A 21889-nucleotide genomic window follows, 5' to 3' on the forward strand; every position below is an offset into this window, starting at 1 on the left:
AATATATCATACGAAAAAGAAAAAAACATATCACAAAGTATAAATGATAACGAGTTCCTAATATAAAAGGAAAAAAGATGAAAAATCTAATCTTGATTCTTTCTCTACTCACAATTTTCCTTTACGCTGATGACGTAAAGGGCAAAAAAGAGAAAAAATTACCCGAATTCAAATTCACCGTCATAAAAAAAGTCGCCACCACTCCTGTCAAAAATCAATCCCGAACAGGCACGTGCTGGAGTTTTGGTTCAAGTTCCTTTCTGGAAAGCGAACTCATCAGACGCGGAAAAGGAAAACACGACCTTTCAGAAATGTTTGTCGTACGCCACACCTACCCACGCAAAGCCAGAAACTACGTGCGCCGTCACGGCAAAACCAACTTAGGAGCCGGAAGTCTAGCCCAAGATGCCATATACGTAGCACATCACCATGGAGTGGTACCAGAGGAAGTCTACAGTGGTTTGTTTGTTGGACAATCCAAACACAACCATAGAGAAATGGACGCAATTCTCAAAGGAATCCTCGACTCCATTATCAAGCAAGATAAACTCTCCAAAGTCTGGCCGCAAGCGATCGCGGCGCTCCTCGATGTCTATCTAGGAAAAGTGCCGCAAACCTTCAACTACCAAGGACAACAATACACCGCAAAGAGCCTTGCCAAAGAATTGGAGATCAATGCAAATGACTACGTTGAACTGACCTCGTTTTCTCATCACCCCTACTACCGACCTTTTAGCATCGAAATTCCCGACAATTGGGCAAATAATATTTCCCACAACCTTCCGTTGGAGGAATTCATTGCCACCATGGACCACGCCCTAACAAATGGCTATTCCCTTGTGTGGGACGGTGACGTTAGCGAGAGAAGTTTTAGCAATAAAAAAGGTGTTGCCACTCTTCCCCTAAAAGAATGGAATGATCGCAGTGACAAAGAAAAGAAACAACTGTGCAACACTCCCGAAGCAGAGAAAGAAATTGATCAGGCCGCTCGTCAAGAAGCTTTTGATAACTACACATCCACAGATGATCACCTAATGCATGTTACCGGAATTGCCAAAGATCAAAACGGCACAAGATATTACATCACCAAGAATTCATGGGGAACAAAGAAATGCAAAATGAAGGGATATGTCTACATGTCGGAAGCATATGTGCGCTCCAAGACGATTTCTATTTTGCTACACAAAGACGCTATTCCTGCGAATATTGCGTCAAAGTTGGGAATAACAAAATAATAACTACGCAACAAAATGAAGAGGGCTGCTTTGGTTAAGCAGCCCATCTTGCCTGAAATTTTATCTTCCTACAAAAAAACTACTAGCCGTTAGTTACCAACGGCCCAAGTAACACAAGGACGAAAACCCAAAACAGAGCTGCGATAGCCGGGCTTATCAAAGATACGATTCGCAGAGCGGCATTTTCCGGCATCACCGTACCAGCCGTTTCCACGCTCGGAACGATTCGAACCTGACGATGCTCCCTGGGGATTATTGGCTGGACTACTCGCGTAGTAATTGCTGTCGTACCAATCGGCACACCATTCCCAGACATTCCCCGTCATATCGTACAAGCCAAACGCATTGGGAGATTTCTGTCCGACTTCATGAGTTTTACGACTCGAATTACCAAGATACCATGCATAATCACCATCCATCGTATTTCCCCAGTAATACTTACTACTAGTTCCCGCACGACATGCATACTCCCATTCTGCCTCGGTGGGTAGCCTCATACCCAGCTTATCACAAAAAGATTTACACTCCGTCCAACTCACTCTCTCCACCGGAAGTTTATCACCTCTCACATGGGTAAATTTACTGCCTCGAAAATGAGAAGGATTGTTTCCCATCACCCTTTGCCAAACGTCCTGCGTAACTTCATACTTGGCCATTAGAAAGCTATTTACACGTACGCGATGCACTGGTTTTTCGTCATCATCTCCGTCATTACTCCCCATACGAAAACTCCCGCCGCGAATCAACACAAACTCCATACCTGTGCGCGTATGGCGATACTCTTTCATGGTATGCGTTTGTCCGCCACACGAATATGTTTTCTCACGCAAAAACGTGAATCCAGGCGTCCCTGTTACTTTGGGCTCAACCTCGATACGCACCACTTTTTTTATACGGCTATCTTCTTTGGACATTGCCATCACCTTGTCACTGCCTTTGCGATTTGGTGCCGTGTACCAACCGCTTTTGTTTATTTTGCCATACTGCGCTCTCCATAATACCTGCGGTGTATAGCGTTCTCCATTGGCGCGAATTCCGACAACGCTAAAATGTACTTGCTCACTTACTTTACAACGCGTGTTTTGTGGTGTAACTTCTAAACGCACAATACGCCGCACATCGGATTTTTTCTTCCAATATGCAATGCGCTCACGTGCCTTGTTCTTCAACTCCTCATCGTCTTCGCTATACGGGTTTGCAAAATTTTGGTACATGCTGAGGAACTTATTCCAGTAACGTATTTTGGACTTGCTGGAAATGCGCCGGCGATCGACTTTTGCCACGATATACTCAAAATTCTTTTGCATTTTCTCTTGCTTTTCCATCCACGCGAGTTCATCCGCACTTACCGTTACCTCGGGAATATCCTCCGCCAAATCAGAAATATATATTCCGGCTTTTTCACAATGTTCTTTTTCCCAACCATTGCTGACAGAGAAATCTGGCTTTTGGCGAAAAGTACTTTCAAATACCTTATCGCGTACGTAACCACTCAACTCCAGAGTGTTGATATTCTTGTCGTTGTTTTTATCGGCCTTACCACGCATTCCTTCCAGTAAGTAATGGGTAAACACACTGTTTTTTGTTCCCTGGCCTTGTAAAGAAACTTGATTTGCTCCACAAGACACCATCAAAAAAATAGGCTTTTCAATTCTTTTTAAATCGCCCACGCTGTTGCGTCCACGTTGATCCCACAACAAAGACACCTGTTGGCTCTCTAATTCTTCGGGCATATCCTGTACCACAGAGTTTCGACGTTCCTTTGGCTTGGTATTAAAACGTGCATTTTTACTCGCCCCACTGTGACAGGCATCGAGAAAAACAACTGAATGTTTACAATTGGCAAGACTTAATTTCTGTTTGAGTCGTGCCATCGCATAGGTAGTTTCGGCAATTTTATCTTTTTGTGTATCATGGCAACTCAAATAAAAATCTCCCTCAATGTTGAGCCCGTGACCAGAAAAAAATACATATATCGTCTCGTCGTAGCGCGCCAAACGCTCTATTGCAGCCACTATATTTTTTTGTGTGGCATTGTGATCTGTGAGCAACTCCACATGTGTTGTCGGAACACCGAGATTTAGCAATTCTTTTATGAAGTCTTCAGCATCAAATGTTGCCGACTGTAAAGTGGGAAACGTCTTGTTATCTAAATAGGTATTGATTCCCACAGCCAATACCCTTATCTTCGGTGTTACCATTCTTTTTTTGTAATGTTTGGCAATGCGTGGTGGCAACTGTGTTCTCAACGTTTGTACACTCAGCATTTGCTCCACAATATCTTCGCGTATTCCCAAACGTAAAAGTTTTCCATAAATCCCCGGGATTCTCTCCACACCACCCGCAGTTTTTACTTCCGCTAAAATTTCCATATCGTTAAAGCCAAACTTGAGTTTGAATTTTTTGATCTTATCAAACGTCAGTCCGTCGCTATATATAAAAGTAAACAAGCATAATAACAGAAATATTTTTTTCATAAAACGACCTTGGTTACAACAAACTTAAATCAGATATTATTGACATTTTTTATATAAATATAATAATAAACATATATCGCGTTTTCATTTACTTTTTGTATTTTAAGGCTTTTCGTTATGCGCACTCTAATTCTTTTCACAATATTTCTCAGCTTTGCCTACAGTGAAAATGGTATAAAAATTACCGTTATCGGTGAAGGTACGACACGCAAAGGACAACTCGTAGATGCTTATAAAAAAGCTCTACAACGCGTGGTGAGCAAAAAAATTGCTGCCGACATAATCATCGCCCATAAATCCGCCATTGATAACTACATAAATCAGAACTGGGATAAATACTGGATACGCGATATGCGAAAAAAATACCTAGATGCGCGACGTACAAAAGTACAAACCGTAGTACACAGCAAACTTTTGCTAAAAGACATCTACAAACGCATACCGGAAATCCGCATTCGCCAAAAACTTCACGGAATAAAAATAGCGGTGGTGATAAACCCGGAACGTGAAAGCAGTTCTTTTTCTAGTAGCGAAATGATGATCTCGCAAATGCGCGACAAACTGGGGAAACATTTCCATATTCTCGATCAACAAAGTGCGAAAAAACTGCGACGTATGGAAACCAAAGCATTTTCTCTTGGTGGGGTGCGCAATTACCGCGCGAACATATGGCGTGAGTTTGACGAAATTTCCATTATAATGGATTTTGCGATTACTTATGAACGTAAACACGACGAGGCTTTAGGTCACAAAATAAATCATGTAAATATCTTCAGCCGCGGAATACAACGCATGACCGCGCAACAATTATTCCACTTTGAGCACAGCATCGTTGGCAATAATCTAGACCTTACCGTACAAAAATGTTGTGCCGCAGTCGTACAAAAAATCATCGACAAGATGGCCTTGCGCTATACAATTTTGCCACCAAACGTCTATGAACTCAAGTTCATACACTTTACCAAAGCCAGCGACCGCCGCAAAATTCGCCAAGCTTTACTTAACCTAAAAAACGATAAATTTCTATACATTCTAAAGGGAGGAACAGGCGCAGGGCAAAATTACTTCACTCACAAAATTCGCTGGCGAAAAACGCAACATTCCCTACCAGAAATCATTGAGGCCGTTCGCGAATATTGTACAAAATTAGAAATACAAAGTAACTACCACAACGCACGGGTCATTTTTTTTCAACCACCGGGGAGTGACTGGGATGGAGCATCCGATGACACAGAAGACACTTCGCTGGAGAAAAATATTATACCGCGTTCGCCCAAATACGATTCCTTTCTACAGCTACAACAACAAAAATTTGTATTAAAACACGATGAGCGTTTCACCGTAGAATTTCGCTGGCCGCAACACGCTCCCCAGGAATGGTATTTCTACGCCATGTACTTCGCCAATAATGAAATGGTGTATCTAATATTTCCCAATGGCAACACGCGCAACAAGCTTCTTATCCCTGGTAAGGACTACATCTTTCCCGATGTAGACGAATATCTCGAAGAGTGGGGAATTGAACTCTTTGCGACACTACCACAACACTTCTCCACAGATAAAGACCAAGTTCTGCTGCTCGCGACCGCGAAGCCAATACATTTGTTCAGTAAAAAGTTAACCAAATTAGAAGAAGGCGGTGTTGCCGCCGTCGCGTGGTCTGAAATCGAAGAGTTGCGCGAAGAGTTGCAGAATATAAAAGAATATGCACATACCGTGGTCGATATAGAAATTGTGAAGTAGGTGGCATACTCGTAACAAAAATCTCATTGTGTCAGGAGGAACTATGTTAGAAAAATGGACAGCAAAACTCACCAGCTATGATGAAAATGTCAGGGAACAAGCCGTGAAAGAATTAAAGGAGCTGGGTGCATCTGCATTTGATGACGTAGCAAAACTTTTGGAGCATGAAGTTGCCAAATGGGAAGTTGTTCGTCTGTTGCCTGTTCTATCTCCGCCAAAAGCGATTCCATTTTTGTTAAAAGTGGTCAATCACAATCGCGAAATTTGCTCACGTGAGCACGAACATGCCAAGAAATATTTCCGTATTTGTGCCATAGAACAATTCGGAAAATTAGGCGAAGGCGCGACGAAGGAAATACTAACACTGTTTGCCCAACACAAAGTGGAAGAATGCCTTGGCTATTTTATACATCCTCAATCCCCTCATCTCCACCACGAAGTCGTCGACGCGGTAATCAAAAGTTTAAAGCAAATATCGACACCAAGGGCTTTAAAGTTCATAAAAGACTGGGAAAACAAGTAAGAGGCGAAGTATGTTCTCCGCGGAGAATATACTTCGTATGCAACAACGTTACTCCCCCACAACCCCGTTGTGCATGGTGTTGTACTGGAACATCGACACTCGGCCTTTGGTATAACGCACTTTTGTGTCCCAAATATAAATGGCCGTTTGTGGAGGGTTTTGCGTATGATCCGTTGCAGCCCCCACGATATCCATTGTTCCGTTACCGTCAATATCGGCAAGACAAGGCGTATTAAAAAACGTTTGCCCATTTGTGGCAATAGGCCATCCCTTGACAGTAGATCCGTCATGATTGTACGCGTGATACATTCCCGCGGCATTGTCATCAATAATGAGTTCCATGTGCTCATCGTCATCGATGTTACCGATCATCACCTGGCTATGGATGGCATTTGTTGGTCCAACAGGAAAACCAGGAAGCATCTTTCCATGAGCATCCCACACATACAATTTATTTACAGGTGTACCGCTAATCACTAAATCCCCCACGGCAATATCCAAAGTACCATCACCGTCGACATCGGCAACCGCAGGAGCACTAAAGATCCACATTTGGGTTTTTTGTGGCCAGTTAGGGAATAAACGTCCATCGCTTTTTACAACGTAGACATAACCCGCCAACTCGCCTATGGTTTCATGTGTTCCAAAAATAATTTCCTTTATTCCATCGCCATCGAGGTCTGCAAGAACAGGTGAGGCATAAGAATTCGTTACCCCTTCTCGCAAGTGAAAAGGAAAATTGCGCAATAATTTTCCGTCGCCATGCCATGCATACACACTAAGATAGGACTCCACAATCACTTCCACCTGGCCATCCCCGTCAATGTCTCCACATGCCGCACTAGAGGCCGGAACACTACTCATTGCCTGAGGCCAACCGGAACATACGCCACCATCACTGTTGTACACCCAAACTTCCCCTGTTGATTTCACGCGCTTATTGACAATGATATCCAACTTACCATCATTATCCACATCGCCCAGTACTGGGGTACGCATAGATAGTCCATCGTGATTTATCGGAAAGTTTTTGACCACACTACCGTCTTTCTCAAAGGCATAAATATTGCTTTGTTGTGAACCCAAATTGCCGTATATAGTACTCACAACAATTTCGACCTCTCCATCGCCATCAATATCCCCAACCGCAGGTGCCGCATGGGCAATTTGCCACGGGTTGTCAAAAACCTTAGGCCAACCTTTGACATTGGTACCGTCTTTATTCCATGCATATACAGTATCACCGATGTTGTATATCACCTCTAAATCGTCATCTTCATCAAGATTGCACACCACTCCACCTTCTGCCGAAGAGCCCGTGGCATTTTTGGGGTATCCCAAAAACACTGGCATTTCCGAAGCAGGTGAAATCTGCTGCTTGATTGGCGAAAGTTTTTTATTTTTCACATCCATCACATCGTTCACCGTCACTTGTGCGTAGATGCACGATAACACTATGATAATAAACACGATAAACCTACCCATAGTATGCTCCTGAAAATTTTTCGATCGATTATTTATAGCGAACAAATCTAGCGTATTTTAGCACAATCTTTGCCCTTTTGAGAACTTTAATCAGAAAATATTATATGATCTCATCTAAAACATCTTGTCATGTCGATGTGCAAGTCATATGATAAAAACTAAAACCTTCGTACACTAGGAGTGCAGTTATTCTTGAACAAAAAGTCATCAAAAGTAAAGTTCTAACAGCAATAGAACCGAATACTAAGTATCTGGGTTGCACATTTTATCTTGAAGAATGCACAAAATTAGAAAATAACCGTTTTGAAAACTGTAGCTTTAGATCAAATATGAAGTTCAGAGGAACAGGTTTCAAATTTTCCAACTGCAATTTTTCAAATGAAGTTGTTTTATATATCGGATATGACGATCATGTCCCGAAAGATATACAACAATTAAAAGACTTTACCGTTTTGCTCGGAAGATATGAGATGGGATACTTTCCCAAAGAAATATGTCAATTGACAAATCTTACAGATATCGATTGGGAAAAGAATGACATAACGGAATTACCCAAAGAAATAGGACAACTTCAAAAGCTTTCCCGACTCAATTTAAGTTGGAACTACCTACGAAAACTACCAAAAGAAATAGGCCGACTTCAAAATCTGACGTACTTAAATTTGTATGGTTGGCGGTTAAGAAAATTACCAAAAGAAATATGGCAACTTCAAAATCTCAAATGCCTCAACATAAGTGGACATGATAAATTACACAAACTGCCAAAGGGCATAGAACAGTTAACAAACCTCACCCACCTATACCTACCAGGCAATTTAAAGAAGATTCCCCTCGAAATAAGTCAGCTACCGAAACTAGAATATTTACATATTTGTGGTTATAAAGAACAAACCATACCACAAGAAATACACAACATGGAAGGTCTCTTTATACAAAAAAATTGTTTAGATGTCATAGAATTTGAAACTCCACACTATCGCAGTAGTCGCGATTATGACAAATTTGTCACTATAAGATAAATCGTCTTTATTTTATATTGTTTACAGATTTGTCCAACACTCATTTTTTCTATCTTAAACTAGATTTTGTTTCCGTCATTTCTTCATTGCTGAAATCTTCAAGAAAAGTTATGTAATCCATATTCCTCTCTAAGTTGATATTCTTGACATCATAAACTCGACCTTCTATGATAAGAAATATAAATTTGTAGGCACTAGACAACTTGAAAATGGGAGGATGTTTGTCGTGGCAAAATTAGCAATCAATGGTGGGCAGGCCGTAAGATCACAGCCTTTTTCGCAATGGCCATGTTGGGATGATAGTGACAAAGAAGCACTGATCGAAGTTTTAGAAAAGGGAAGTTGGGGAGGATATCCCGCCCCCAATACATTTGCGGGTAAATTTGCCGAAGAATTTGCGCGTTTTACAGGTGCACAGTACGGTGTTTGTGGTGCAAACGGTTCTGTTACTCTGGAAATGGCGATTCTCGCAGCAGGTATTGAACCAGGAAGTGAAATTATTGTCCCTGCATATACATTTGTCGCCACGGCATCAGCGGTTGTTTTTTGCCACGCCATACCGATTTTTGTCGATGTTGATCCTCACACTTATTGCATAGATCCACAGTTAATCGAAGCGGCGATTACCCCTAAAACGCGTGCCATTATTCCCGTACACCTTGCCTGCAACATGGCAGACATGGATGCGATCATAGAAATCGCCGCTAAGCACAATTTAGTTGTTATTGAAGATTGCGCTCATGCACATGGCGCACGCTGGAAAGGCAAAGGAGCCGGGGCAATTGGTGATTTTGGTTCCTTTTCCTTTCAGACGTCCAAATTGATGACCGCGGGTGAAGGTGGAATTGTTCTCACTAATGACAAACAATATGAAATGCGCTTGCAATCCGTAGCCAATTGTGGGCGCAAGGAACCGCAATATGAAGATTATGAAGGGGCGATACTGGGAAAAAATTATCGCATCACCGAGTGGTCGGCAGGTATGTTGCTTTCACAGCTCAAAAAGCTGGAGCAACAAACGCTTCAGCGTATACGCATGGCGGGTTACTTCGAAGAGAAATTACGTGGTATGCCTGGTATTTCGTTTACCAAACAAGACTCACGTAATGATCGACGTGCCATCTATCAATTTATTGTCAAATATGACGAAAAAGAATTCAAAAATATTCCTCGCGATCGTTTTTTACAAGCACTCAACGCCGATGGCATTCCTGCCGAAGGCGATTTTTATGTGCCCTTATACGATTGTGAAATTTTTCCGATGGATAAAAAAAGTAATCCGTTGGCATTTTTGCCGTATGCCAAAGATTACAGTTTCGAAAGTTTCGACTGCCCAGTCACCGAACGTGCGGCTCATCGCGAAGCGATATGGTTACCGCATTACTTATTTTTGGGAACGGAAAAAGATATGGATGACATTGTTGCCGCATTCACAAAGATCGGTGAAAATTTAGACGAATTGGCGTAAAGGATTTTCGATGCACATAGAATTTGTAAAATCAAATAAGGTATGGCGCGTTGGTATTATTGGTTGCGGATGGATTTCTGGTGTGCACTGTGAGGCGCTGGCGATGCTAGCCAATGCAAAGTGTGTGGCCTGTTGTGGTTCCTCCATGGAGAAGGCTCAGGAGTTCGCAGCCAAACACAAAATTGACCACTATTTTGGTGATTACCGTGAGTTAGCGGCCTCGTCAGAGGTCGAAGTAGTGATCATATGTACCCCTAATTATTTACATCATGAGATGGCGATAAGTTGCTTGCAACACGGCAAACATGTCATCATCGAAAAGCCACTGGCGATGAGCCTCGAACAGTGTGAAGATATCATACAGCAAGCGCAAGTAGCCAATCGCATTGTTGGTTACGCCGAAGAACTATGTTTTGTTCCCAAATTTGTTGCGGCGAAAAACAAAGTACAGCAGGGAGCCATTGGCGAAGTACGACATATCAAACAAATCGAAAAACACGATGGCCCACATAGTCGCTGGTTCTATGAGCCAGACCTTGCGGGTGGTGGAATCGTGATTGACATGGGTTGCCATTCGATCGAATTTGCGAGATGGTTTTTAGGAAAGCCGCGTGTTACATCAGTGTGGAGCCATATGGAAACGTGGTTGCATCGCGAAGGTGTGCACCCTGATGTTACCAAAGAGGAAGACCACTCTATTATTCATCTCGAATTTGAAAACGGTGCCACAGCATTACTAGAGAGCTCGTGGACTCTAAAGGGAGGCATGGACTCACGTACGGAAATACATGGTACCGGTGGGGTCATTTACGCTGATTTATTGCAACAAGGCATGGGCATGAAGATGTATAGCGACCATGGTGGTAACGAGCACCCTCAAGGATGGTCTTTCCCCGAACATTCATGGAACTACCAAAATGGTTACCCGCAAGAGCTCGCACATTTTTTGGATTGTATGGAAAAAGGTGTACAGCCAATGGAATCAGCACAAGATGGTCTCGAAGTGCTAGAAATTATCCTCGCTTGTTACTACTCCGCCGGAGTAGGACGCAAGATCAACTTGCCATTTCGCCCACGTGGAATTAAAAGACCGATTGATTTATGGCTGTCACCGCCAACGGAGTTAGATTATGTTTAGCTATAAAAACGGTCGCTATTACAAAAACGACCAACCATTTTTTGTCAGAGGTGTCGAGTATCAGTATTATCGCGACCGAAAAGAAAACTGGCGTGAACGCCTACAGCAATTGAAACAAGCACGCGCCAATGTCGTTAGTTTTTACATTCCGTGGCGCCATCATTTTATCGACAACGACTATGATTTTACGGGAAAGACAAAGAGTAATCGCGACCTCGTACATTTTTTAGATTTATGTACGGAAGTCGGATTTTACATGTTTGCCAAACCAGGACCTTTTGTACATTCTGAGCTAAATATTGGTGGTTTGCCTGACATTACTTCTCCGTCCTTCAATGATAAAATCACTCCCGTTCGCAAACACAATGGCGAAGCATGCCACTGGGACTACGATAACGCGCAGCTACCTTCTCCGAATGACGCAGTTTTTGATAATATGACCAAAGAGTGGCTACAGCAGGTCGCAAAAATTATTGAGAAACACGTCTCTCCACAGGGAAATATCATTGGCATTCAACTCAATGATGAAACCATATTCTGTACCAGTAACGAGGCACCGTGGAATTTTGGTTACGACGAGCCAGACGTGAAATTTTTTCGCGATATGCTCGCACAAAACTACAACAGCATAGCAAAATATAATCAACTTCACGCTACGCATTTGGATTCTTTTGATCAAGTAACTCCACCTAGTTTGCAACAAAAAATCAACCATCCACGACAACTCCTACCTCTTCGCGATTGGGGACAATTTCAATGGTGGTTGCGACGCGAAGTTTATGCGCGTTACAAACGCTACTTGGCAATAGAAAGCGTTTACCTCACCAACTATGCGGGAATCACACCTCCGATACAGGAAAATGTTCCCGGTAAAGAACCTGCCGCCGCCCATTATCTCCAAAGTCTATACGCGGAATGGTGGCTGGCAATGAACCGCATCGAAGCAGATCTCGACGTTCATGAATACGGTATGATTAGCTGGCTGGGAGTTGCAGCTTATAATATTGACAATCCGCGAGAAACAGCGCTTGATAACAATTGTCAGGTGAATGAAGTTTTCCAACGTTATATCAACACCGCCAGACGACGACGCGGCATCAATATTGAGGAGAATTGGGGATTTGCGAAGTTATACCATCCTTTTTCGCGCTATCCACTCATACCTTTTTTTCAAACATTGGCGTCCGTTGCTGGAGGATGTACTGGCTTTATTGTTTTTTGTGGTGTACAACACGACCACTGGGACTCACAACTCGATAGTGTGACCAAACAACAACACCCTACTTTTCCCTCCGATGCTCCGATATGTTGTGATGGGAAACTGACACCGATGTACGATACGATGACCATGCTCAATACATGGTTTGAAAAAGAACAAGACTATCTACAAGCAGAACTAAAAACAGACTTTTGCTGGTTAACATATGCTCCTTACGCGGCGATTTCCAGTTGGTTTGCTCCACATAGCGACATGTGGCAACTACAGGACAAGATACCTCGTTGTGCGTTTTCGGCATGGGAACAGTTAACGATGAATATGGCCGAAGACGGCTATGTCGCAGACATGTTGGATATCGAAGGGGTATCACTCGCGGAGTTGCAAACAAAACCATTGTGTATGATACAGCTCGCTTTTTTTATGGACCAAAAGACACAACAAAAACTCCTAGATTACGTGGAAAAAGGCGGCCGAATTATATGCTGCGGAGAACGACCTTATCTCGATGGCGACATGCATGAGTTTTCACTACTCAGCAACTACCTCCACGAAGGAAAAAATCGCGTCGGACTGGGCGAAATTCACTACTATGAAAAAGGATCTTTTGCCGAAAAAGAATTTTTACCTCAAGTGGGAGTTGAACCTTGTGTGAGTTTTAGCGAAAATATGCGTGCATTTGTTTATACAAATGACGAAGATTACTACATATGGTTTTTTCACTTTTCACGCCAAGACGTACATCATACCCAAGTTTTGTTTTATGAGAAAAAGCTAGAACTGTGGTTGGGGTCTAAAGCTTGTGGTGTAGTTCATATCAAAGGAAACAAAATAGTAAGTGCCATGTGTAAAGGAAACAACGAAGTAGAAAATATCGAAAGCACAACAAAATTTCGTTTTTTGGAAGAAGAAGTAGGAATTACAGGAGATGGTATTTGGTTTAATTCGCCGGAAGGATAATTTTATGTTTCGAAAATGGATATTGTTCTTGGTAGTGCACAGCGTCATTTTTGCACACAACTATTACCAAGACTTTTCACAAAAATGGTCGAACAACAAAGACCTTGCTTTTAAACCTCTATGTATTGGTGCGAAAGATGGACTATGGCTCATTGGAGCGGATAAAATAGCGATCTATGATGGAAAAAACTTTCAAACTTTTGCGCTATCACAGCGCTTATCCGCACCTTGTTTTTATGTGTCTAAGAAAAATAAGGTATACATTGGAGACAGCAAAGGATTATTTGTATGGGACAACGACGCTCTTCGTCATGAGGTGGGTAGTCCTGAGAATGTTCGATTCATAGACGAAGACGATCATGGCCGATTATGGGTAGTTTCTGATCGTACCTTGTATTCGCGTAAAGACAACAAATGGCGAAAGTTTCGTGAAGCAGAAGCCGATATACGTGGAATCGCCATGTGGGGAAATCGCCGTGGAGCAGTGGCAACTGATTTAGGTGTATGGCTATTACACCACGGTAAACGCAATTATTTTATGGAACTATTAGAGCGACCTCTAGGGCTACTGAGTCAAGATGTGAGAAGTGTCGTCATCGACAACAGCGGTAACTTATTTATAGGTAGTAAAAAAGGACTAAACCTTTACGATCTACGCGATACTTGGATCGCACTGACACCACAAGAGAAACTACCAATCGTGGACGTTACCTGCATGGAATTGGCCAAAGATGGTACATTGTGGATTGGTATGAAAAAAGGGTTGGTGCGTTTTCGAGACGGGAAATGGCACTACTTCGCTTCCAAGAGATGGCTGGTAAATGATCATGTCGTTGATATTGTTTGCGAAAATGGTCATGTTTATGCACTTCACAATGAAGGAGTATCCCACCTTTACAGCAAGAACATCACCCTCCAACAAAAGTCCGATATATACCAACAACGCGTTATCGAACGCCACAAGCGCTACAACTTTGTGATGGACCGCAACTTATCTGTACGCGGAAATGTCACAAGTGGTAAAGTCGGAATTTCAGATAATGACGGCCTATGGACAGGCATGTATATTGCTGCACAAGCATTTCGCTATGCGACTCTCAAAGATAACCCGTCTGCCAAAACCCAAGCACAAGAAGCTCTTAGTGAAGCACGTAGTGCTTTAGAAGCATTGCATTTTCTTTACAAAATAACGGGCATCAAAGGATTCCCCGCGCGTGCGGTACGTCACAAAAGTGAGCCAGAGTACGGTGTCGCACATCGCGACTGGCGCAAACCGGAAAATCCAGAATGGGAGTGGAAGGGAGACACTTCTTCCGATGAAATTTCGGGACATTATTTTGCATTGTACACCGCGTATAAATTTTTACCGGATGAAAAAGACAAAGAGAAAGCCAAGCTCATCGCCAAAGAACTCACCGACCACATTCTCGACAACAACTATACCATCGTTGATGTCGATGGTTTGCCAACAACATGGGGTGTATGGAACCCGGAAAATATCAATCACCGCGAAATGTGGTCATGGGAACGCGGTTTAAATTCGTTGCAGATGCTCGCCTTTTTGAAGATGGCTCATTACATTGTAGGTGATCCACGCTACGAAAAAGAATACAAAAAACTCATCGAGCGTCACGCATATGCCATGAACACCATCAATCAAAAAATCGTTCAGCCATATCAAGTGTTTCACGACACACAGTTGGCGTATCTGAGTTATTATCCGCTACTACAATTGGAAAAAAATAACGATTTGCGCCGTATATATCTAATGAGCCTCAACCGTACCTTCCGCTATGTCGAAAAAGAGCGTTGTCCTGTGTGGAATTTCATGACGCACCTATTTTCGGCAAAAAGTAGTGCCGTTGCCGAAGGAATCACCACCCTTGAGGAAATCCCCATCGACCTTATCGATTGGAGTGTAGATCATCGCCATCGTCGCGACATAGCGAAACAGCCAAAGAACAAATGGCAGCAAGATGATCTTGCACAACTCCCGTTGTCTTACCGTGAAAGGTATATTCGACGCTGGGACGGCAATCCATATCGTCTTACAGGTGGTTCGAGAGGCATGCGTGAACGTGAACCTACTTTTTTCCTTTTTCCATACTGGTTGGGAAAATACCACAAATTAATCGCCGATTAGGGAGAGAAATATGATTCTGGCACCTATTGATTATGTAATAGTTGCAATTTATCTCATAGGTATACTCTTTTTGGGAATATACCTATCGCGCTACATTCGCTCTTCCTCTGATTACTTTTTGGCGGGAAGAATGTTACCGTTTTGGGCAATTGGAATGTCCATCGTCGTTACCGATATCGGAGCGACGGATATGGTCGGCCTAGCGGGGCAGGCCTATCGTTATGGAATTGCTGTGGCTAATTTCGACTGGTTGGGAAGTTTTCCAGCAATGGTCATCGCGGCCTTTGTATTTATTCCCTATTACTGGCGCGCGGGAATTTACACAATTCCAGAATATCTCGGACGCCGCTTCAATACCACCGTGCGCACCACGCAATCCGTTATTTGGATTTTATTTATCGCTTTAGATCTCGGTGTTATTTTCTATGCCTCGGGATTGTTATTACAACAACTCATGGGAATGGACTACTGGACGGCGGTGATTATGACCGCGACGATTATCGGAATATATACGTATTGTGGCGGTTTATCCGCTGTTGTTTTGACCGACGTTGTACAGTTGGTGATTATGTTTGTCGGAGCAGTGGCGATTATCATTTTAGGCTTATGGGAAGTGGGCGGGTGGAATGGCTTAGTCAACACCATTCACGGCATGGGGCCAGAATACTCCAACCACTTCAATTTACTCCTACCCGCCGACACCAAAACCCCCTATCCATGGACGGGAATTCTTTTTGGATTGGGTTTTGTCATGTCCATTGCCTATTTTGTGGGTAATCAGACCATTGTCCAAAGAACTCTTGGCGCCAAATCCGAATGGGACGCCAAGGCCTCGATGCTGTTTGGCGCATTGTTCAAAGCCTTAATTCCGGTACTCGTCATTACTCCAGGACTCATCGGCCTAGCTCTTTTAGGCGGCGCTGTTGAGGACGGTGACACCGTGATCCCCGCGCTCATCGGCAAACTGCTACCTCCAGGAATGGCCGGCTTAATGTTTGTCGCATTTCTCGCGGCATTGATGTCGTCCATTGACTCTCTACTCAACAGTGTTGCTGTTTTATGGACGAAAGATATCTATGAAAAATTCATACGACCACAAGCCAGCGACAAAGAGTTGTTATATGTAGGGCGTATATTTATTTTGGTACTATTGGTATTTGCCGTAAGAACCTCAACTCTTTCTCAACAATTCGAGGGGATGTACACTTTCATTCAAACACTATTTTCCTTTTTCCAAGGACCAACACTGGCTATTTTATTGTTGGGGATATTTTGGAAACGATGCGCACCTTGGGGTGCTTTTATTGGATTAGTCAGTGGAATTTGTTCTGCCGGACTCATGCACTACCATAAAGCATCACTGTTTACTATTTCAGATCCCTTCTTGTTTGTGTCTTTCTGGTCTTTTCTCGTTGGTTTCGTAGTTACTATTGTCGCCTCGTTATTTACCGCACCTCGTCCAGATAAAGAACTATACGGCCTAGTATATGGCATGGTCATGGAAGACGAACAAGCACAACAAGCATTAAAGGAGCAGGCACATGATTAAATCGATTCTCGATTTTCAATGGGCACATGCCCTCTCTCTCTCGACAGCAAAATTGCTATTCATGCTGTTTTTCTTGTTTATCATCGTATTTGCATGGTCCTTTAAACGCGATTATGTTTACAAGGGAGCACCCGACCAAAAACTATGGCGTGATTTACGCATATGGGTCATTGTTGTCATGTCTATTCCCATGGGTTTGTACTGGTATTTTTAGGAAAATCTTTATGTCTGATGAAAATGATGTCATCAATCCACCAAAAATAATCGGTTTATTTCTATCTGTTTTTGGATTTGCGGTTCTTGTCGCGATAGCATTTACGCCCACCTTTAGCGGACGCATCACCAATTTGATTTGTGGCACTGTGATTTTAATCGTCTCGGGAGTTTTTCTATGGATGTCAAAAAAACAACCGTAGTGCGTCATATACGCCCAAAAATAGAACGTGAAAAAGCACAAAATATACTGCGTAGAAAGCGCGGTATATTTTGTCGTGAACAACCACAAAAATTAACACTCATTCACTTTCCGTATTACTATTTTTCCTTTGCGATCGGCGGCAAAGCGGCGACTTTGATTTGTGATGGAGTAACAGGTACGATCACGCTAGTTGATTTTGATTTAAATGATACGATGGCACAACCTGAAGAACAACGAATTCCCTTTATCATAGAAGAAAAACAGGCCCTTTCTTTGACAAAAGAAGAGTTCTCACGGCTAAGCTTGCGTCAAAATATCCCACGTTTCAGCAATAAAGCACAGAGTTACCAACTTCAGGAAAAATTCAAATTCACCTTACCGTATTGGGTGTACTACTTCAGTAAAAAAGGAAACTATGACTGTCGCGTTTGTGACGCGATTATGGGACACCAAATAGGCGTAAGATTAAAGTCCGCTTTCGTCAAAGGACTCATTGCTCTTAGAAACTACGAAAAAAATAGCCTTTAACGTATAGAAATTTTTAATTTTTCGGACCAACACTTTTAGTCACAAAAAAGGAGGTACCATGACAAAAGAAATACTCTTTTATATGTGCAATGCTGTAGCACTATGTGGATGGTTGCTGCTCATTTTTGCTCCTCGCTGGAAATGGAGTGCACGCGGAATAGCAGCATGCATCGTACCAACACTCCTCAGTATCGCATACATAAGTCTCATTCTCATGTATAGTGGTGAATCGCAAGGTGGATTTTTTTCCTTAGAGGAAGTTAGTTTGATTTTTCAAAATCAATACATCGTTCTAGCATGTTGGATTCACTACATGGTTTTTGATTTGTTTGTGGGATGTTGGATTACACGCGATGCACAAAAAATCAATATTTCTCATCTTATTGTGGTTCCCTGCTTGATCGCAACCTGTCTTTATGGACCTTTTGGCCTTACCTTATATTTTTTGATTCGTTGGATTGGCAAACGAAAGTTTTTTATTGAAGATTGATTTGTTTCGCTTTTGCATAAAGTTTAGCCGAGACTTTGGATTGTCACTGGATACATGAGAAGTTTATCATGAGCCCAAAAATATTATTTCGGATGGTCCCGTTCTTTAAGTATAGAGGTTACTTTCGTGACAATTTTTTCCAAAGTTTCGCCTGATTTCGCACTAATATGAATGGTAGCGCAATCATCAAACGGCGTCTCTCCGAGGTTGATTAATATCAATTTGGCTGCTGGTATTTTGTTAATCGCTTCCTCGGGGTAATGATACGCAGGTGCAACACAAAGTGAAGAACCCACAACGACAAAAACATCGGCCTTTTCAGAATGCTCCATCGCGATATCCATCTCATCTTCTGGCATTGGATCACCAAAGTTTATTATGCTACTAATAATTCGTCCCAGGCATTTAGGGCAACGTGGCTGTCCTGGTATTATTTTTTGCGAACGATAGCCTTTACCAAATTTTTTCATATCCCAACCGATTGTTTTTCGATCGTAAAAAGTATTGCAATTCAAACACTTCATCAACATCGAATTTCCATGTAACTGCACCAATAAATCAGGATGAATACCCGATCGCGGATGCAAATTATCGGTATTCTGAGTAATGAGAAGCTTTAGTAAACCAAGCTCTTGCAACTGTCGAATCGCAAAATGTCCGCTATTTGGCTGCGCAGTAGCTAGCGATATTTTACGTTTAGATTTTTTGCCTTGGTCGCGCAAAGTCCATACTCCTTCAGGGCCTCTAAAGTCAGGAATACCAGATTCGGTGCTGATTCCAGCACCCGTAAAAAAAACTAAATGTTTTGCAGTCGCTATCAACGCCGCAGCATCAGCGATCTTCTGCTCTTTATTTGGGTCGCTATTTGGCGTAAAGCACTGAATAGGCTCTGTCATTTCTTTCTCCTTTTACAAACGATGTGCGCAATTCAATAATCTAAGGCGATTTTCAAACCAGCAATGAGATGTTCAATCTCAGACATTGTGGTGTAGTGGATAAAAGACATGCGCAATACACCTGATTCTCTCGAAATGTCCATATCCATAAGCGGACGAACAGCGTAAAAATTTCCGTATCCGACCATGAGTTTTTGATCTGTCAAAACCGCAACTACATCACCGATATTTTTCTTGAGTGGAATAATGGACACCGTCGGAACTCTTAGCTCGGGATCGTCTGGCCCCACAATGCGAACATCATCTCGCGACTTTAGAAATTCAAGTAACGGTTTCAGTAAATATTTTTCATGTGCGCGAAACATATCGTGTAGTAAGCTGCTTTTCGTTGGTAAATCTACGGAATCATCGCCAAAATGATGGTGGTAAAGAGTATCGAAATATTCCGCGATGCCTTTTGCAGCTGCGATTTGCGCATGGTCAGGACCTGCAGGTGTTAGCATACTACGGCTAACACCGTTTTTAAAAAAGTGAGACTGGTTTTCTACTTTCTGCATTAAATCGCGTTTTACGGTCATCACTCCGAGATGTGGTCCCCAAGTTTTGTAAAGAGAAAACATGTAAATGTCTGCACCGAGATCACGAACATCCGGATAACCATGAGGGGCATAAGAAACGCCATCTACGACGGCAATTGCCCCTACCCCATGAGCTTTATCGGCAATTTCTTTTACCGGATTAATATGAGCAATGACATTTGAACAATGTGGAAATGCGATCATTTTTGTTTTTGCGGTCATCAATTCATCTAGTTGTGAAAGATGCAAATGACCACAATCTTTATCGACATGCCATTCCTTTACGACAATACCACGATTTTCCAGGCGTCGCCATGCACCAGCATTTGCCTCATGGTCCTGGCAAGAAACAATAATTTCATCTCCTGTATTCCACATGGGCCGTAGGGCATTGGCCAAAACATAAATGTTCTGCGTAGTGGATGGGCCAAAATGAATTTCATCCTTGTCAACATTTAAATATGCCGCCAAGCGTTCATAAGATTCGTCCATCCATTTTCCTGCCTCCATAGACGTAGGATAAGGATAATAAGGCTGAACCTTGAGTTTGGTGTAGTAGCTCGTTAAACGATCAATAACTTGTTTACAAGTATAAGAGCCACCCGCATTTTCAAAAAAAGCCCACCCTTCCAAAGTCGGTTCTGAAAAAGCAGGAAATTGTGCACGAACGAATTGAGAATCAAGTTTCATCGCTATATCCTCTTAAAAGAGATTCGTTATAAAATCCATGACCATCAAATAACACGATTGATATTACTCTGCTCCGTTAAATAGTTACGGATATTTTTGATGGTAATGTCTGCTTTTCTTTGTAAAGCTTCCTCTGTTCGGAAAGCGATATGAGGAGTTAAAACCGCATTTGATAATTTTTCTAACTCGGAATCATTTGGCGGTTCACTAGAGTAGACATCTAACCCTGCTCCATATATCATATTTGTTTTTAAAGCTTCCACTAGAGAATCTCGACAAATGATAGGTCCACGGGCTGTATTAATGATGATCGATGTTTCTTTCATAAGTTGAAACTCTCTACTTGCTACCTTACCTTTTGTTTCATCATTTAATGGCCAGTGTAACGTGACAATATCTGAAGTCGAAAACAACTCATCCCAAGCGACATATTTGCCCAACGATAGAAAATCATGCGGTTTAGTGTTGGAATAAGCAATTATATTGCATTTGTACGCTTTGAAAATCTCCGCCGTTCTTAATCCAATGGCCCCTACTCCAATAATACCAACTGTTTTTCCTGCTAGCTCTCTACCAACAACCGGCTGCCATTTTCCGTCATTCATTTTGTTACTTAGCTCAGGTATTTTTCGCAATACAGCCTTAGCTAAAGACACCGCTAGTTCTGCGACAGAGTCCGTAGAATAACCGGCGGCGTTGTAAACAGCAATACCATTTTTTTTACAATAACCTTCACAAACGCTGTCATAACCAGTAAAAGACACGGCGATCATTTCAAGATTAGGATAACTACTCAATACATCCATATCCATTTTGTGATTCACTGTCACAATAACCTTAACTTTTTCTTTATCATATGCGTCATTTTTTTGAACGACTTCCAGATCTATTTTATACTGCTGGATAAGCTCATTTATGCACTGTATTGAAACACCTATATTCTCATAAATTAAAATCATTATCTTTCCCTTTAGAGTTTTAAAAAGAGATTTTACCTTTTCATGTATATCAAACAGCTCCACAAATATCAAGCCCAGAACTCATACCGTAATTACTGGTATGCTATGCCCTCCTGTAACCTGTAAAAAAAGTCTTATCTCAAATGCTACGTCGAAATTTCGTGATTCGTATATATAAACAACCATTCTCATTGCAAGTTAGTAACATTTATCTCATCGTAAAAGATTTTATGTTATAATCGCTGAAAACGAGTTCCTTACTAAAGACAGTGGAAAATCTCAAATAATCCATTTCGCAAAGTGAAAAATAAATTTTTTTCCAAACTTTTAGAATTCAAGTTGTATACTTCTTTTTAGTGGTCAATTTTAGAAAC

The 21889-nt window shown here is 42.1% G+C and carries 18 protein-coding genes; 13 read left to right on the forward strand and 5 right to left on the reverse strand.

Annotation, left to right across the window (positions count from 1 at the left end; all coding sequences use genetic code 11):
* The first annotated feature begins 77 nt into the window (after positions 1-77).
* Positions 78-1235, forward strand: a complete 1158-nt coding sequence (locus UABAM_RS27985) for a C1 family peptidase (protein ID WP_151971295.1) — start codon at positions 78-80, stop codon at positions 1233-1235.
* Positions 1236-1324: 89 nt separating this feature from the next.
* Here UABAM_RS27985 and UABAM_RS33835 read toward each other — a convergent pair whose 3' ends face one another.
* Entirely contained in the window at positions 1325-3712 is a 2388-nt protein-coding gene (locus UABAM_RS33835; RefSeq protein WP_229759318.1) for an SUMF1/EgtB/PvdO family nonheme iron enzyme, read from the reverse strand.
* A 117-nt stretch (positions 3713-3829) separates the two neighbouring features.
* On the opposite strand from UABAM_RS33835, the gene UABAM_RS27995 reads away from it, so the two are divergent.
* Complete coding sequence (locus UABAM_RS27995; RefSeq protein WP_151971296.1) at positions 3830-5455, forward strand: hypothetical protein; 1626 nt, start codon at positions 3830-3832, stop codon at positions 5453-5455.
* A 43-nt stretch (positions 5456-5498) separates the two neighbouring features.
* The gene (locus UABAM_RS28000; RefSeq protein ID WP_151971297.1) at positions 5499-5978 is read left to right on the forward strand and encodes a HEAT repeat domain-containing protein; all 480 of its coding nucleotides are present in this window, start codon (positions 5499-5501) and stop codon (positions 5976-5978) included.
* 48 nt (positions 5979-6026) lie between these two features.
* Here the strand turns inward: UABAM_RS28000 and UABAM_RS28005 are convergent, their stop codons facing one another.
* A complete protein-coding gene (locus tag UABAM_RS28005) occupies positions 6027-7463 on the reverse strand; it encodes an FG-GAP repeat domain-containing protein (protein WP_151971298.1) in 1437 nt (478 codons plus the stop codon).
* Positions 7464-7792: 329 nt separating this feature from the next.
* Between UABAM_RS28005 and UABAM_RS28010 the strand changes: the two genes are divergently transcribed.
* The 10 genes from UABAM_RS28010 to UABAM_RS28055 all read left to right on the forward strand — a co-directional run bounded on the left by UABAM_RS28010 (position 7793) and on the right by UABAM_RS28055 (position 18392).
* Complete coding sequence (locus tag UABAM_RS28010; RefSeq protein WP_151971299.1) at positions 7793-8482, forward strand: leucine-rich repeat domain-containing protein; 690 nt, start codon at positions 7793-7795, stop codon at positions 8480-8482.
* Between the two features lie 226 nt (positions 8483-8708).
* Positions 8709-9950, forward strand: coding sequence for a DegT/DnrJ/EryC1/StrS family aminotransferase (locus tag UABAM_RS28015; protein WP_173013620.1), 1242 nt, complete (start codon positions 8709-8711; stop codon positions 9948-9950).
* Between the two features lie 10 nt (positions 9951-9960).
* On the forward strand, positions 9961-11088 hold the full coding sequence (locus UABAM_RS28020; RefSeq protein WP_151971301.1) for a Gfo/Idh/MocA family protein: 1128 nt from the start codon (positions 9961-9963) through the stop codon (positions 11086-11088).
* Positions 11081-13264, forward strand: a complete 2184-nt coding sequence (locus UABAM_RS28025) for a beta-galactosidase (protein WP_151971302.1) — start codon at positions 11081-11083, stop codon at positions 13262-13264. The genes UABAM_RS28020 and UABAM_RS28025 overlap by 8 nt, the downstream gene beginning before the upstream one ends.
* 4 nt (positions 13265-13268) lie before the next feature.
* On the forward strand, positions 13269-15407 hold the full coding sequence (locus UABAM_RS28030; RefSeq protein ID WP_151971303.1) for a ligand-binding sensor domain-containing protein: 2139 nt from the start codon (positions 13269-13271) through the stop codon (positions 15405-15407).
* A 10-nt stretch (positions 15408-15417) separates the two neighbouring features.
* On the forward strand, positions 15418-16956 hold the full coding sequence (locus UABAM_RS28035; protein ID WP_151971304.1) for a sodium:solute symporter family transporter: 1539 nt from the start codon (positions 15418-15420) through the stop codon (positions 16954-16956).
* Complete coding sequence (locus tag UABAM_RS28040) at positions 16949-17170, forward strand: hypothetical protein (RefSeq protein WP_151971305.1); 222 nt, start codon at positions 16949-16951, stop codon at positions 17168-17170. The genes UABAM_RS28035 and UABAM_RS28040 overlap by 8 nt, the downstream gene beginning before the upstream one ends.
* Before the next feature lie 10 nt (positions 17171-17180).
* Positions 17181-17372: a hypothetical protein gene (locus UABAM_RS28045; protein WP_151971306.1), complete on the forward strand. Its 192-nt coding sequence runs from the start codon at positions 17181-17183 to the stop codon at positions 17370-17372.
* On the forward strand, positions 17348-17902 hold the full coding sequence (locus UABAM_RS28050; RefSeq protein ID WP_151971307.1) for a type 2 periplasmic-binding domain-containing protein: 555 nt from the start codon (positions 17348-17350) through the stop codon (positions 17900-17902). Before UABAM_RS28045 ends, UABAM_RS28050 begins: the two co-directional genes overlap by 25 nt.
* Positions 17903-17960: 58 nt before the next feature.
* Positions 17961-18392 carry an ABA4-like family protein gene (locus UABAM_RS28055; RefSeq protein ID WP_151971308.1) on the forward strand — a complete coding sequence of 144 codons (432 nt, stop codon included), beginning with the start codon at positions 17961-17963 and terminating at the stop codon, positions 18390-18392.
* 83 nt (positions 18393-18475) lie between these two features.
* Here the strand turns inward: UABAM_RS28055 and UABAM_RS28060 are convergent, their stop codons facing one another.
* The 3 genes from UABAM_RS28060 to UABAM_RS28070 are packed head-to-tail and all read right to left on the reverse strand — an operon-like array spanning position 18476 to position 21515.
* Positions 18476-19288: an SIR2 family NAD-dependent protein deacylase gene (locus UABAM_RS28060; RefSeq protein ID WP_151971309.1), complete on the reverse strand. Its 813-nt coding sequence runs from the start codon at positions 19286-19288 to the stop codon at positions 18476-18478.
* A 32-nt stretch (positions 19289-19320) separates the two neighbouring features.
* Positions 19321-20556, reverse strand: a complete 1236-nt coding sequence (locus tag UABAM_RS28065; protein ID WP_151971310.1) for an aminotransferase class V-fold PLP-dependent enzyme — start codon at positions 20554-20556, stop codon at positions 19321-19323.
* A gap of 44 nt (positions 20557-20600) precedes the next feature.
* On the reverse strand, positions 20601-21515 hold the full coding sequence (locus UABAM_RS28070) for an NAD(P)-dependent oxidoreductase (RefSeq protein WP_151971311.1): 915 nt from the start codon (positions 21513-21515) through the stop codon (positions 20601-20603).
* Positions 21516-21889: the final 374 nt, after the last annotated feature.

It is taken from the genome of Candidatus Uabimicrobium amorphum, assembly GCF_009002475.1.
Classification (GTDB): Bacteria; Planctomycetota; Uabimicrobiia; order Uabimicrobiales; family Uabimicrobiaceae; genus Uabimicrobium; species Uabimicrobium amorphum.